The following is a 14,273-nucleotide window of genomic DNA, read 5'->3' on the forward strand; positions in this document are numbered from 1 at the left end:
GGGACACCCGGGAGCCACGATGGGGCCGGGCGGCCCCGGGAGTCACGACACGCCGGGTCCTCGGAGCGGCGACAGGCCGGACAGCCCCCGGAGCCACTGGCCTTGCGCCCCCGGAAGCCCCGCCCGCACGGACAGCCCCAGGAACGGCGGCAGGCCGCCGCCCCCGGAGCCACCGGCCGCGCGGCCGCTCAGGGGGTGGCCAGCCCCGCGCGCACCCGCTCCAGCGTGATCGGCAGATCGCGGACCCGCACCCCCGTGGCGTGGTACACCGCGTTGGCGATGGCCGCCGCCGTGCCGACGATGCCCAGCTCCCCGACGCCCTTGCTGCCCATCGGGTTCAGCTCGTCATCGTGCTCATCGATCCAGTGCGCCTGGATGTCCCGCACATCGGCGTGGGCGGCGATGTGGTACGAGGCCAGGTCGTGGTTGGCGAAGTCGCCGAACCGCGGATCCACTTCGAGCCCTTCGTGCAGCGCCGTCGAAAGCCCCATGCACATGGCGCCGCGCAACTGCGCACCGGCCGTCCGGGGGTTGATGATGCGTCCGGCGGCGAACATCCCCAGCAGCCGGTCGACCCGCACCTGACCGGTGACGGAGTCCACCCGCACCTCCGCGAACTCGGCGCCGTAGGCGTGGCGCGAGAACTCCCGGCGCGCCGCGACGTCCTCGGCGGTGTCCGCCCGTTCCTCCAGGCCGCCGGGCGGGATCGCGCCGGCGGACTCCTCCAGCCGCTTCGCCAGCGCCCGGCACGCCTTGGACACCGCCCATCCCCAGGAGCTGGTGCCCATCGAGCCGCCCGCGAACGGCGCCTGGCCGTAGGCGCTGCGGCCGATGTCGAGGGTGACCCGGTCGATCCCCACACCGAGTTCGTCCGCCGCCACCTGGGTCAGCGCGGTACGGGCCCCGGTGCCGATGTCGGCCGCGGCGATCCGTACCGTGAACGCGCCGTCGGGCTCGACACGGGCGGTCGCGGTGGCGGGCCAGGTGATGGCGGGGAAGATGGACGCCGCCACTCCGGTGCCGACCAGCCAGCGCCCCTCCCGGCGGCGCCCCGGGGCCGGGTCGCGGCCCGCCCAGCCGAAGCGCGCCGCTCCCTCCCGCAGACATGCCACCAGGTTGCGGCTGCTGAACGGATGGCCGGACTCGGGGTCCACGGACGGCTCGTTGACCAGCCTCAGCTCGATGGGGTCCATGCCCAGCCGCACGGCCAGTTCGTCCATCGCGCTCTCCAGCCCGAACATCCCGGGCGCCTCGCCGGGGGCCCGCATCCACGACGGGGTGGGCACATCCAGCCGCGCCAGGCGATGGGTGGTGCGGCGGTGGGGCGCGGCGTACATGGTGCGGGCGGGGGTGGCCGTCTGCTCGCAGTACGGGGCGAGGGTGGAGCTCTGCTGAAGCGCGTCATGCCACACGGCGGTGAGCCGGCCGTCCCGTTCGGCGCCGAGCCGGACGCGCTGCACGGTGGGTGTGCGGTACGAGACCATGGTGAACATCTGCTGCCGGGTGGCGGCCACCTTGACCGCCCTGCCCACCGCGCGGGCGGCCAGCGCGGCGAGCACCGCGGGCGGGCGGGGCACCGCCTTGGAGCCGAAACCACCCCCCGTGTGGTCGGCGACGACCCGTACCGCGCCCTCGGGCAGGCCGAACAGCCCGGCCAGTTTGGCGGCCGTCATCCAGGGGCCCTGGTCGCCGTTGTAGAGCGTGAGCGAGTCGCCGTCCCAGACCGCGAGGGTGGCGTGCGGTTCCATCGCGCAGGTGTGCTCCGGGGGCGTGGTGTACGTGGCGTCGAGGACGACCGGCGCCGCGGCGAGGGCGGCCTCCACATCGCCGGTCTCGGTGTGCCCCGGATAGCCGCCGTTGACCGTGTCGGGGACGACGATGCGCGGATCGCCGTCCGTCAGCTCGGAGTCGTGATCGTCCACGTCGTACTCGATCCGCACCGCCGCCGCGGCCTGACGGGCCGTCTCGAAGGTGTCCGCCACCACGGCCGCCACGATCTGCCCCCGGTAGGCGACGTCGGCGGATTGCAGCACGGCGAGTTCGGGATCGTCGGTCGGGTGCAGCCGGGGCGCGTTGCCGCTGTCGAGCACCGCGATCACCCCGGGGAGGGTCCGGGCCGCCGCGGCGTCGACGGCGCGCACCCTGCCGCGCGGGATGGTGGACTGCACCGCCCACCCGTACAGGGCGTCCGGCACCGGGTACTCATAGGCGTAGAGCGCAGTGCCGGTGACCTTCTCGCGTCCTTCGACACGGGTCACCTCCGCGCCCACGGTCCGCTGGAGCGTGGTCATCGACGCTGCCCTCCCACGAGGTCGCGTACGGCCGAGGTGATGACATCCACCGCGAGGTCGATCTTGAACGCGTTCTGTGGCAGCGGGCGCGCCGAGGCGAACTCGGCCCGTGCCGCCTGCCGCAGGGTCTCCTCGGTCGGCTGCCGGCCGAGGAGCAGCCGCTCGGTCTCGCGGGCCCGCCAGGGGCGGGTGCCCACGCCGCCGAGCCCCAGCCGGATCTCCCGCAGCGCGCCGTCGGGGTTCGTGGCGGCCACGGCGGCCACCGACACCACGGCGAACGCGTAGGACCAGCGGTCGCGGACCTTGCGGTAGGACATGGCGGCGCCCTCGGGGGGCGGTGGCAGCTCGACACCGGTGATCAGATCGCCCGGTTGCAGCACCGTCTCGCGGTCCGGGGTGTCGCCGGGCAGCAGATAGAAGTCGTTCAGCGGCACCGCGCGGGGGCTGCCGTTGACCCGCCGCAGATGGACGACCGCGTCGAGCGCGGCCATCGCCACCGCCATGTCCGAGGGATGGCTCGCCACGCAGAAGTCGGAGGTGCCGAGCACGGCCAGGTCGCGGTGGAGTCCCTGGATGGCCGAACAGCCGGTTTCCGGCCGCCGCTTGTTGCAGGGTTTGGTGACGTCCTGGAAGTACACGCAGCGGGTGCGCTGCAACAGGTTGCCGCCGGTGGTGGCCACCGTCCGCAGTTGCCCGGAGGCCCCGGACAGCAGCGATTCGGCCAGTGCCGGGAAGCGCTCGCGGACGCCGGGGTCTCCGGCGAGCCGGCTGCCCGATACCAGCGCGCCGATGAGCACACCGCCGTCCGGGCGGTGCTCGATGGTGTCGTACGGGAGCCGGGTGATGTCGACGAGCATGGCGGGCTCGGTCACCCCGAGCTTCATCAGGTCCACCAGGTTGGTGCCCCCGGCCAGGTACACCGTCTCGGTGGAGTCGGCCACGAGGGTGGCGGCGGCCCGGGGGTCGGTGGCGCGCTCGTAGGCGAACGGCTTCATCGCGCCCCTCCTGCCGCGCCGGCGCGGGCCGGGGCACCGCCGCCGTCGGCCCCGGCGACCTCGCGGATGGCGGCCACGATGCCGGGGTAGGCCCCGCATCGGCACAGGTTGCCGCTCATCCGCTCCCGGATCTCGTCGGCGTCCAGGTCGCCCGGCGCGCCGACCCCGGCCGCCACGTCCTCGGTGACATGGCTGGGCCAGCCGCGGGCGGCCTCGGTGAGCGCGCCGATCGCGGAACAGATCTGGCCCGGTGTGCAGTAGCCGCACTGGAAGCCGTCGTGTTCCAGGAACGCCCGCTGGAGCGGATGGAGTTCCTCCGGGGCGGCGAGCCCCGCCACGCCCTCGATGGTGGTGATGTCGCGGCCCTGGGCGGCCACGGCGAACACCAGACAACTGTTGACCCGCTCGCCGTCGATCAGGACGGTGCAGGCCCCGCACTGCCCGTGGTCGCAGCCCTTCTTGACCCCGGTCAGCGCCAGGTGTTCGCGCAGGGCGTCCAGCAGGGTCACCCGGTGGTCGAGGGTGAGGGGGCGGTCAGCACCGTTGATACGCAGCGTGAAATCGCTGTGAAACGCGTGAGCTGTCACATCACTCAGCCTGGCATCGGGGTGGGCGCCCCGCATCTTCGGCATCACTCCCCGTGTTCCGCGTCCGGGGGCAGGGGGTCGAAGACCAGCCGCAGATGCGCCAGGTCCGGGGGGACCGGGGAGCTGGGGTGGTAGAACGGCGGGGCGGCGTCGGCGGCGGGCGAGTCGGCCAGCCGGAAGCGGTCCCGCAGCCGGTGGTAGAAGCGCGTCGGCGCGAGCCGCACCAGCCGCAGCCGGTTCGGTGCCCGGTAGGCGGCCACCCAGTCGCCCGGATCCAGCACCCCGCGCAACTGCCCGTCGAGGCTGACCGCCACCCGCCCCGAGGTCGGCAGGACGCGCACGGCGACGGCCTCGTCCACCGCGGCCACCACGGTGCGGTCGAAGGCGATATGCGGGGCGACCGGGGTGAAGATCACCGCGTCCATATGCGGGGAGACCACCGGTCCGCCGGCGGCGAAGCTGTAGGCGGTGGAGCCGGTCGGGGTGGCCACGATGATCGCGTCGGCCGAGTACGAGGCGAGCAACTGCCCGGACACATACACGCCAAGACCCGCCTGGCGGTCGCGGGCGAGCTTTTCGAAGACCACGTCGTTGACGGCGATGACATCCAGCGGAACGCCCCAGCCGACCTCCTCGGGCCCGCGGCCGGGGCGGACCTTGGGCGGGGGCGGCACGGGGCCCCGCCCGTACCGCAGCAGCGCCTCCATGCCCTCGGGCATCTCCAGCGGCCGGGACGCCCGCAGGGTGAGCAGCATCCGCTCCTCGATCGTGACGCGGCCGTCGTGGACGGCGTCCAGCGCGTCCTCCACCTGATCGGCGGTGATCTCGGTGAGGAAGCCGACCCGCCCCACGTTCACCCCCAGCGCCGCGGCCCCGTTCACGGCGGCGAGCCGGGCGCCGCGCAGAAAGGTGCCGTCGCCGCCGAAGGTGACGATCAGGTCGGGGTGGCCCGCGGCCGCGGCCTCCTCCTTGGCGCTGCGCCGGGGCCGGTCGCCGCGCCAGACGTCCAGTTCGAAGCAGGAGATGTCATGGGCAGCGGCCCAGGCGCGGGCGGTGTGCGCCGCCGCGACAGCGGTGGGGCGGGCCTGGTGGACGACCATGCCGAGCCGGTTGACAGCCATGGCCCTTCCACCGTAGATCGGCCGGCCCCGGGGCGCCCGCCAGGCCGGTACGCGGTCATGGCGACCGGCCGGTCGTGGCGAGGGCGGGCACCCTGGAGCTGAACAATCACGCTGATCTATGGTGTTGACCGGCAGATGGCCCGCGGGGAAACCACACCGCGTCCACAGGGAGCCAGGGATGGTGCAGCGGATGGCGAGCCAGAGACGAACCGAGCTGGTCGAGGGCCTGATGGCGAGCTTCCCCCAGGTGCCCCGGGAAGCGGTGATCAAGGAGGACCTGCTGCGCGGCGGCATGGCCTTCGACGAGTCCGCGCTCAGCGGCAACGAGGACGGCGACGTCAAGCCGAAGTCGTATTTCATCTTCTCGTTCGACCACCGCACCCTGCCGGAGCTGGGCGCCGCGGCCCTCAACCGGCCGCCCGAGGAGATCGTGCTCACCGGCGGGCCGTACGAGCTGCGCCGCACCGTGGTGTCCGTCCGCGTCAACCCCACCTCGCCATATGTGGTCCGGGCCGGGGAGGACGGTGCGCTGGGCCTGTATCTGGACGGTGCGCGGATCGCCGATGTGGGGCTGCCCCCGATGCCGGACTACTACCGCCACACCCTGTCGAACGGCAAGTCGGTGATGGAGGTCGCGCCCACCATCCAGTGGGGCTATCTGGTCTATCTGACGGTCTTCCGGGTGTGCCAGTACTTCGGCGCCAAGGAGGAGTGCCAGTACTGCGACATCAACCACAACTGGCGTCAGCACAAGGCCGCGGGCCGCCCGTACACCGGGGTGAAGCCGGTCGAGGAGGTGCTGGAGGCGCTGGAGATCATCGACCGCCATGACACCGCCCGCACCTCCCAGGCGTACACCCTCACCGGCGGCGCGATCACCTCGCATATCGGCGGCCGGGACGAGGCCGACTTCTACGGCCAGTACGCGAAGGCCATCGAGGAGCGCTTCCCGGGCCGGTGGATCGGCAAGGTGGTGGCACAGGCGCTGCCCAAGGCCGACGTGCGGCGGTTCCACGACTACGGGGTGCGGATCTACCACCCCAACTTCGAGGTGTGGGACCGGCGGCTGTTCGAGCTGTACTGCCCGGGCAAGGAGCGCTACGTGGGCCGCGACGAGTGGCACCGCCGGATCCTGGACTCGACCGAGGTGTTCGGCGCGCGGAATGTGATTCCCAACTTCGTCGCGGGCGTGGAGATGGCCGAGCCGTTCGGCTTCTCCTCCGTGGCCGAGGCGATCGACTCCACCGCCGAGGGGCTGCGCTTCTTCATGTCGCATGGTGTCGTGCCCCGGTTCACCACCTGGTGTCCCGAGCCGACGACACCGCTGGGCAAGGCCAATCCGCAGGGCGCCCCGCTGGAGTACCACATCCGGCTGCTGGAGACCTACCGGGCGACGCTGGAGGACTTCGGGCTGGCCTCGCCACCGGGGTACGGCCCGCCGGGGCCGGGGCGGGCGGTGTTCTCGGTGAGCTCGTTCATGGACAGCCTGCCCGCCACGGAGCCGGAGCGGGAGCCGGTGGCGCCCTGACATCAACGGCCGCCCCAGGGCCCCTCGTCAGCCGACGTGGACGTGGGGGCGGCGGCCGCGGTCGGGTTCCGCCTCGCGGAGGACCTCACGGGTGACGGGGGCGACCTCTCCCTGACCGAAGAGGAAGAAGCGCAGGAAGTGGGCCAGCGGATGGCCCTCCGTCCACTCGAAGTAGATGTGCGGGCGCTGCCCGGTGGCGTCCCGCACCCACAGCAGCAGCGCCGCCAGCGCGTTGGGGATGGTGGCGCTCTGTAGGGTCAGCACCCGGTAGCGGCCGTGCACCACCTCTCCGCACACCTGGAGCTCGCTTTCGAACTCGGACGGGTCGGCGACGGTGACCTCGACGAAGATGATGTCGTCCTCGGGCGGGATGTCGTTGTCCGCGCGGATCTGGTGCTGCTTCTCCCGGTATTCGGCCAGGTCGCGGCGTTCCGGCTTATTGGCGATGAAGCGGATCTGGCGGTGGGCGGTGTCGCGCATGAACCGCTCGGCCAGGGGGTCGAACGTCACGCTGGTGACCCGTAGCTCGAACGCCCTGGCGACCCGGGACAGCAGCGATACGGCCAGGATGCCCGCGATGAAGCAGGCGCCGATCTTCACGCCGTCGGGCCGTTCGATGACATTGACCGCGGTGGTGTACAGGAAGATCACCGCGATGACGCCGAAGCCGATGGTCCAGCCGCGCTGCCGGGCGCGCCGGGCGGCGATGGTCACGGCGATGGCGGCGGAGGTGATGAGCACGAGCACACCGGTGGCGTAGGCGCCGCCCTGGGCGTCCACATCCGCCTTGAAGAGCCAGGTCACCAGGAACGCGACGGCGATGAACACCAGCACCATCGGACGGACCGCGCGCGCCCAGTGGGGTGCCATGCCGTAGCGCGGCAGATAGCGGGGCATCAGGTTGAGCAGTCCGGCCATGGCCGAGGCGCCGGCGAACCAGAGGATGGCGATGGTGGAGGCGTCATAGACGCTGCCGAACGCCGAGCCCAGATACTCATGCGCGAGATAGGCCAGGGCGCGCCCATTGGCCGCGCCGCCCGGTTCGAACTCGCGCTGCGGGATCAGCAGGGTCGTGATGAAGCTGGAGGTGATGAGGAAGATGCTCATGATCACCGCGGCGGTGGTCAGCAGCTTCCTGGCGCCCTGGATACGTCCGGCGGGGCGCTCCGGGGTGTCGCCCGGCTTGCCCTCGATATGCGGCATGACGGCCACGCCGGTCTCGAACCCGGACAGGCCGAGGGCCAGCTTCGGGAAGATCACCAACGCCACGCCGATCATCACCAGAGGACTGCCGCGCTCGGCGACCAGCGCGTGCGACCAGTCCGGGATCACATGCGGCGCGGTGCAGATATGCCACAGCCCGACCGCCACCACGACGGCGTTGAGCAGCAGATAGGCCGCGACCAGTACCACCGCGATCCCGATGGCCTCGGTGAACCCCTTGAGGAAAACCGCGCCGAGCAATCCCACCAGGACCAGGGTGACGGCCACCTCATGACCGTGCAGGGTCGAGGTGAAATGCGGATTCTCCACCAGGTGGGCGGTGGCGTCGGCGGCGGAGAGGGTGATGGTGATGAGGAAGTCGGTGGCCGCGAAGCCCAGCAGGGTGAGGACGAACAGCTTGCCCTTCCAGAAGGTCAGCAGCCGCTCCAGCATCGCGATCGAGCCCTGGCCGTGCGGGCTCTCCTCGGCCACTCTGCGGTACACCGGGAGCGCGCCCACCAGGGTCACCACCACCAGCACCACGGTGGCCAGCGGGGAGAGCAGCCCGGCCGCCAGGGCGGCGATACCGGGCTGGTAGCCGAGAGTGGAGAAGTAGTCCAGACCGGTCAGGCACATGACCCGCCACCACCGCCGGCCGTGGTGTGCGCTTTCCTGCTCGGCGTACGGGCCGGGCTGACGCTTGGCGATGTCGGTCAGGCCCGCCAGCAGCCATCCGCGCAACCGGTGCCGTGCCCCGCCATCGGAGGCGCCGCCGCCAGAGGTGGACGAGACCACGGGGTACTCCCGTCGTACGGCGAACAGGTCCCCGGCCATCGGTGAGACCCTTCGGTCAGCGTATGCGGGCCGGCCGGCCACCACCCGGCCGGTGCCGCCGGCCGAAGGACATCGCTTTCTCAGTGGGTTTTCATCTTCGGTCCGTACGGTTGCGGCACATGGACACCACCAAGACCGACCAACCGACCGACACCGCCGTACAGCCCGCGGAAGGCGAGGAAGAAACCACGGCGGAGGGTGCCCCGAACGCTGTTCCGGACCCGCAGGAAACCTCGGACCCGCAGGAAGCACCGGAGCTCGAGGAAACGTCCGACGACATCGGAACTCCCGCCCCGGCCACCACGCCGAGCGTCGTCCCCGGCGCCGCCTCGGTCGTCGCCGCCGGCCTTGGGCTCGCCTCGCTCTCCGGCACCTGGCTCGGCACCATGCTTCAGGAGCGCAAGCAGCTCACCGGCCAGATCAAGGCCCAGTCCGGGTCGGCCGCCGATCAGATCGCCACGGTGTACGGCACTCCATGGCACACCACGGCCCTCGTCAACGGGCTCTTCGCGCTGGCCGCCGTGGTGATCGCCGCTGTGGTGCTGCTGCGCCGGCGGCGGCCCGTCACGACCGGGGCACCCTGGGTGTCCGCGGTGGCCTGGGGAGCGGTGGCGCTCGGCGTGATCGGTCTGCTGATCGCCGCCGCCATGGGGCTCGACATCTTCAGCGAGCTGCCGAAGGTGCCCGCCTCCCCGAACACTCCGGCCGGCTGATCGGACCCGTCGGGCCGGCTGCCCCGATCCGAGCGCGCCCCGTGGTCCGGATGGCTCACGCGGGGCGCGCTCCGTCGTCGGGGCGTGCCACGATGTGCACATCACGATTGAGGTCCCGGCATCGGGACACCCGCGAGCGGGACAGGCCGTCCGGCCGCCCCCGGCGGAGAGCGCCACCAGGACGGCACGGACTTCCGCCTACGGAGTTTCCCGCCGATGAGCCGTTCCTCAACGTCCCCCTCCGACCGGCACGGGACACCGCGCACACCGCATACGCCGGACCCACCGGAGCCCTCGCACGCACCGGACGCACCGGACAGCCGGCCTGAGCCGGACGGGCCCGACGCACAGGGGGGCCAGGACGCCCGGACCGCCGTCACCGTCTTCGTCGCGCTCGGCGCCAATGTGGTCATCGCGCTGGCCAAGGCCATCGGCGGTGTCTTCGCCGGTTCCCCCGCGCTGCTGTCCGAGGCGGCCCACTCGGTCGCGGACAGCCTCAATGAGGTGTTTCTGCTCGCCTCCCTCAAACGCAGCAAGCGGGCCCCCGACGACCAGCACCCCTTCGGCTACGGCAAGGAGCGTTACTTCTGGGCGCTGCTGGCCGCCGTCGGCATCTTCGTCATGGGCGGCTGTTTCTCCTTCTTCCAGGGCGCCGAGGCGCTGAGCGCGGGCAGCTCCGAGGACCACAGCGGCTATCTGGTGGGCCTCGCGGTCCTGGGCCTGGCGCTCATCGCCGAGGGCTCCTCGCTGGTCCGGGCGCTGTTCCAGGTCCGCGGGCACGCCCGGGAGGCGGGCCGTGGCATGGCGGCCGAACTGCGCAGGGGCGAGGACCCCACGCTGCGCACCGTCCTGGCCGAGGACTCCACCGCCTGTCTCGGTGTGGTGTTCGCCCTGCTCGGCATGTGGCTGCACATGGTCACCGGCGAAGTGGCCTACGAGGCCACGGCCTCCTTCCTGATCGGGGCGCTGCTGGTCTATGTGGCCTACCGGCTGGCCAGGGAGTCGCGCGCACAGCTCATCGGCGAGGCGATCGACCCGGTCCAGCGCCGGGAGCTCCGCCGGTTCCTCGAGGGACAGCCGGAGATCGACACCGTGACCAGTCTGCTGACGATGCGTCTGGGCAACGATTCGACGCTGGTGGCGGCCCGGGTCGATCTCTTCCCCGGTCTGGACAGCGAGGAGGTCGAGGAGGTCCTGGTACGCGTCAAGACGGCGATGGCGGAGATCTGGCCGCATGCCGACCAGATCTTTCTCGATGTCACCGACGCCTCGGCCAGGGACCGGGCGAAGGCGCGCGAGGACCGCCAGGCGCTCGATGAGACGGTGGCGGCCGTGGAGCGGGAGGAGCGCGGGGCGTGAGATTGGCCCCGGCGGGCCTGGGTACCCGGGTGAGGACCAGCCCACAACAGCGAACTCATGTACGGAGGCAGAACTGATGGGCCTCGGCGGTTGCATACTGATGATCGCGGTGGGAGGGATTCTCACCTTCGCCACCGACTGGAGCGCCAGCGGCTTCAACGTCCAATTGGTCGGCCTGATCCTGATGGCCGTCGGCATCATCGGCACATCGGCGTATGTGAGTGTCTACAAGCGCCGGCGTGTCGTCGAACCGACCGCCGTGGCGCCGCCCGTGGCCGAGGAGTCCGACCACCACCGGCACCACCACTACTGAGTGCCGGTCAGCCCCCTTCCGACGAGGTGGCCCCCGCCCATGGCGGGGGCCACCTCGTCGTCGTACGACTCCCCGGGCGCGGCTGAGCGTTGAGCGCCCTGCGGGACCCTTGACAGTTCCCTGTTTAAAACTGTCAGAATCTGTCGCGCGAAGGGCCGTTGTGGTCGGTCACGTGCCCTTCGCCACCACACAATCGAAGAGAAGGGGATCGCGATGGCGGTCACGCGCAGATCATTGTTGATCGCAGGCACCGCCGCCCCGATGGCCGGGGCACTTGTCACGGCCAGTCCCGCGCAGGGCGCCACCGCGTCCCGCGCCATGGGAGGACGGACGATCCCGCTCACCGACGGCTGGCGCTTCGCCCTCGTCAACCCCGGCGGGATCACCGACCCGACCGGCGCGTACGAGACCGCCCACGACCCGGCGTACGACGACTCGGCCTGGCGCGAGGTCGCGGTCCCGCACGACTGGAGCATCGAGCTCTCCCCCACCACCGACCACGGCACCAGCGGCGGCACCGGGTTCCTGCCCGGCGGGCTCGGCTGGTACCGCACCACCTTCACCCTGCCGCGCACCCTCGAGGGCAAGCGGATCTCCGTCGAGTTCGACGGGGTCTACATGGACTCGTCCGTGTACTGCAACGGACGGCTCATCGGTGAACACCCCTACGGATACACCGGCTTCGCCCTCGACCTGACCGAGGTGGCCCACACCGACGGCGCCACCCCCAACGTGCTGGCCGTCAAGGTGCGCAACCGCCTTCCCAGCAGCCGCTGGTACTCGGGCAGCGGCATCTACCGCCATGCCCGGCTCGTCGTCACCGACCCGGTCCATGTGGCCCGGTGGGGCACCTGCCTCACCACCCCCGGCCTGGCCACCGCCCTGCGCGCCGGACATGCCACGGTGCGGGCGCGGACCCTCGTCGTCAACGAGTCGGACGGCCGGAAGCCGGTGACCGTGGTCTCCACCGTCAAGGACCCCGACGGGCACACGGTGGTGCAGGCGCACTCCACCGTCACCGTCGGGGCGGGCGAGACCCGTACCGCCACCCAGGAGCTCAGGATCGACCGGCCGCTGCTGTGGTCGTTCGACACCCCGCAGCGCTATGTCCTGGAGACCGAACTGCGGGTCGGCCAGGACACCACCGACCGGTACCGCACCCCCTTCGGGCTCCGCCATGTCACCCTCGACCCCGACCGCGGATTCTCGCTGAACGGCGAGTACGCCAAGCTCCGGGGCGTCGATCTCCACCATGACCTGGGCGCGCTCGGCGCCGCCGTCCACACCGACGCCGTGCTGCGCCAGCTCACCATCATGAAGAGCATGGGCGTCAACGCCCTGCGCACCTCGCACAATCCGCCCTCGCCGGAGCTGATCGAGGTCTGCGAGCGGCTCGGCATCGTGATGCTGGTGGAGGCGTTCGACTGCTGGCGCACCGGCAAGAACACGTACGACTACGGGCGCTTCTTCGACGAGCACTGCGAGGCGGACATCACCGAGATGGTGCGCGCCGCCCGCAACTCCCCCGCCGTCGTCATGTGGTCCATCGGCAACGAGATCCCCGACTCCACCAGCGCCCCGGGGCTGGGCATGGCCGAGCGGCTCATCGAGGCCGTCCGCGCGGCCGATGACACCAGACCCGTGGTGATCGGCTCGGACAAGTACCGCGGGCTGCCCGCCGAGGGGTCCCCCGCCGATCTGATGCTCGCCAAGCTGGACGGGCTCGGCGTCAACTACAACACCGCCGCCTCGGTGGACGCCCTGCACGCCCGCTATCCGCGGCTGTTCCTCTTCGAGTCCGAGTCCTCCTCGCAGACCTCCACCCGCGGGGCCTATCAGGAGCCCGAGCACCTCAACACGGGCGAGAACCACACCCCCGGCAGACGCGAGACCTCCAGTTACGACAACAACCTCGCCTCCTGGACGATGAGCGGCGAGTACGGGCTGAAGAAGGACCGGGACCGGAGGTTCTTCGCCGGGCAGTTCCTGTGGTCGGGCATCGACTACATCGGCGAGCCCACGCCGTACGACGTGTTCCCGGTGAAGGCGTCGTTCTTCGGCGCGGTGGACACCGCGGGCTTCCCCAAGGACATGTACTACCTCTTCAAGAGCCAGTGGACCAGCGAACCGATGGTCCATCTGGTCCCCATGGACTGGACCGGCCACCGGCCCGGCGAGACCGTGGAGGTGTGGGCCTACTCCAACGTCGCCGCGGTGGAGCTGTTCCTGGACGGCCGGTCGCTGGGGGTCCGCGAGTTCGACACCAAGAAGACCACCGACGGCCGTGCCTACCTGGAGACCACCGAGCCCACCGGCGACGACAAGACCGTCACCTCCGGCCCCTACCCCGGCAGTTACACCAGTCCGGGCGGCAGCGCCGGAAAGCTCCACCTCACCTGGCGGGTGCCGTTCGCACCGGGTGAGCTGAAGGCCGTGGCCCGGCGCGGTGGCCGGGTCGTGGCCACCGATGTGCTGCGCACGGCCGGACGCCCGCACACCGTACGGCTCACCCCCGACCGGGAGACCCTCGACGCCGACGGCCGCTCACTGTGCTTCGTGACCGCCGAGGTCGTAGACGCCCACGGTGTGGTGGTACCCGATGCCGACCACCTGATCGCCTTCAAGGTCAACGGAGGCTCCCTGGCCGGGGTCGACAACGGCCGTCAGGAGAGCGCCGAGCGCTACCAGGCGAGCACCCGCACCGCCTTCCACGGCAAGGCCCTGGCCATCGTCCGCTCGGGCACCAAGGCCGGGCCGCTGACCATCACGGCCCGCTCGGCGGGGCTGCGCACCGCGACCATCACCGTCCGCGCCACCGGCGGGACATCGGAACCGGTCACCCGCCCGGTGTCCTTCGCGCCCGACCCCGGCCCCGGCGCCCCGGACGATCCACACGCCGACGCGAGCTATTCGGGCGCGCCGACGACGCTGCCCCCGGCCATGCTGGACGGCGATCCGGCCACCGGCTGGTCCAACGCCTTCCACAAGCCGGCCACGGCGCTGCTTCCCGCCTTCGACGGCGCCCGTAAGGCCGACTGGGTCTCGGTGACCTGGAACGGGAGGCGGCGGCTGCGCCGCGTCGAGGTGTCCTTCACGGTCGACGCCACGCACACCCTGCCCGCCTCGATCGAGGTGTCCGCATGGGACGGCCACGCCTATGTCCCGGTGTACGGGGCGTCCGTCGACTGGGCCACCGCCTCCGGCACCCCGACGGTCATCACCTTCGACCCGGTCCGCACCTCCCGGCTCCGGCTGGACCTCACCAGCCGTCATCCGGGCGCGGCCGACGGCGCCCAGCGCATCGTCGCCTTCGAGGCCAGGTGACGGCC

Annotated in this window: 10 protein-coding genes; 5 read left to right on the forward strand and 5 right to left on the reverse strand. The window is 71.5% G+C overall.

Translation table 11 applies throughout. The features are described from left to right. Positions 1 to 188: 188 nt before the first annotated feature. Genes ACK1X7_RS03155 through ACK1X7_RS03170 form a run of 4 tightly spaced genes read right to left on the reverse strand, consistent with a single transcriptional unit; the run spans position 189 to position 4,994 of the window. Positions 189 to 2,291, reverse strand: coding sequence for a xanthine dehydrogenase family protein molybdopterin-binding subunit (locus ACK1X7_RS03155; protein WP_413114601.1), 2,103 nt, complete (start codon positions 2,289 to 2,291; stop codon positions 189 to 191). Further along, positions 2,288 to 3,286 (reverse strand): FAD binding domain-containing protein, encoded by a 999-nt coding sequence (locus ACK1X7_RS03160; protein WP_390794376.1) that lies wholly within the window; start codon positions 3,284 to 3,286, stop codon positions 2,288 to 2,290. Before ACK1X7_RS03160 ends, ACK1X7_RS03155 begins: the two co-directional genes overlap by 4 nt. After that, on the reverse strand, positions 3,283 to 3,909 hold the full coding sequence (locus tag ACK1X7_RS03165) for a 2Fe-2S iron-sulfur cluster-binding protein (RefSeq protein ID WP_390794387.1): 627 nt from the start codon (positions 3,907 to 3,909) through the stop codon (positions 3,283 to 3,285). Before ACK1X7_RS03165 ends, ACK1X7_RS03160 begins: the two co-directional genes overlap by 4 nt. An 8-nt stretch (positions 3,910 to 3,917) precedes the next feature. Next, positions 3,918 to 4,994: an NAD(+)/NADH kinase gene (locus ACK1X7_RS03170; protein WP_390794377.1), complete on the reverse strand. Its 1,077-nt coding sequence runs from the start codon at positions 4,992 to 4,994 to the stop codon at positions 3,918 to 3,920. 190 nt (positions 4,995 to 5,184) lie between these two features. On the opposite strand from ACK1X7_RS03170, the gene ACK1X7_RS03175 reads away from it, so the two are divergent. Next, a complete protein-coding gene (locus tag ACK1X7_RS03175; RefSeq protein ID WP_385157232.1) occupies positions 5,185 to 6,522 on the forward strand; it encodes a radical SAM protein in 1,338 nt (445 codons plus the stop codon). A gap of 27 nt (positions 6,523 to 6,549) precedes the next feature. Here ACK1X7_RS03175 and ACK1X7_RS03180 read toward each other — a convergent pair whose 3' ends face one another. Continuing rightward, positions 6,550 to 8,559, reverse strand: a complete 2,010-nt coding sequence (locus ACK1X7_RS03180; protein WP_385157235.1) for an amino acid transporter — start codon at positions 8,557 to 8,559, stop codon at positions 6,550 to 6,552. A gap of 119 nt (positions 8,560 to 8,678) precedes the next feature. On the opposite strand from ACK1X7_RS03180, the gene ACK1X7_RS03185 reads away from it, so the two are divergent. The 4 genes from ACK1X7_RS03185 to ACK1X7_RS03200 all read left to right on the forward strand — a co-directional run bounded on the left by ACK1X7_RS03185 (position 8,679) and on the right by ACK1X7_RS03200 (position 14,268). Beyond that, on the forward strand, positions 8,679 to 9,272 hold the full coding sequence (locus ACK1X7_RS03185) for a hypothetical protein (protein WP_385157238.1): 594 nt from the start codon (positions 8,679 to 8,681) through the stop codon (positions 9,270 to 9,272). A gap of 216 nt (positions 9,273 to 9,488) precedes the next feature. Beyond that, positions 9,489 to 10,631, forward strand: a complete 1,143-nt coding sequence (locus ACK1X7_RS03190) for a cation diffusion facilitator family transporter (RefSeq protein WP_413114602.1) — start codon at positions 9,489 to 9,491, stop codon at positions 10,629 to 10,631. Between the two features lie 76 nt (positions 10,632 to 10,707). Then, on the forward strand, positions 10,708 to 10,944 hold the full coding sequence (locus tag ACK1X7_RS03195) for a DUF6458 family protein (RefSeq protein WP_385157244.1): 237 nt from the start codon (positions 10,708 to 10,710) through the stop codon (positions 10,942 to 10,944). A 213-nt stretch (positions 10,945 to 11,157) separates the two neighbouring features. Then, positions 11,158 to 14,268, forward strand: a complete 3,111-nt coding sequence (locus tag ACK1X7_RS03200) for a glycoside hydrolase family 2 TIM barrel-domain containing protein (protein ID WP_413114603.1) — start codon at positions 11,158 to 11,160, stop codon at positions 14,266 to 14,268. The last annotated feature ends 5 nt before the right edge of the window (positions 14,269 to 14,273 follow it).

Source organism: Streptomyces sp. CY-1 (assembly GCF_047218265.1).
In the GTDB taxonomy this organism is placed as follows: domain Bacteria; phylum Actinomycetota; class Actinomycetes; order Streptomycetales; family Streptomycetaceae; genus Streptomyces; species Streptomyces niphimycinicus.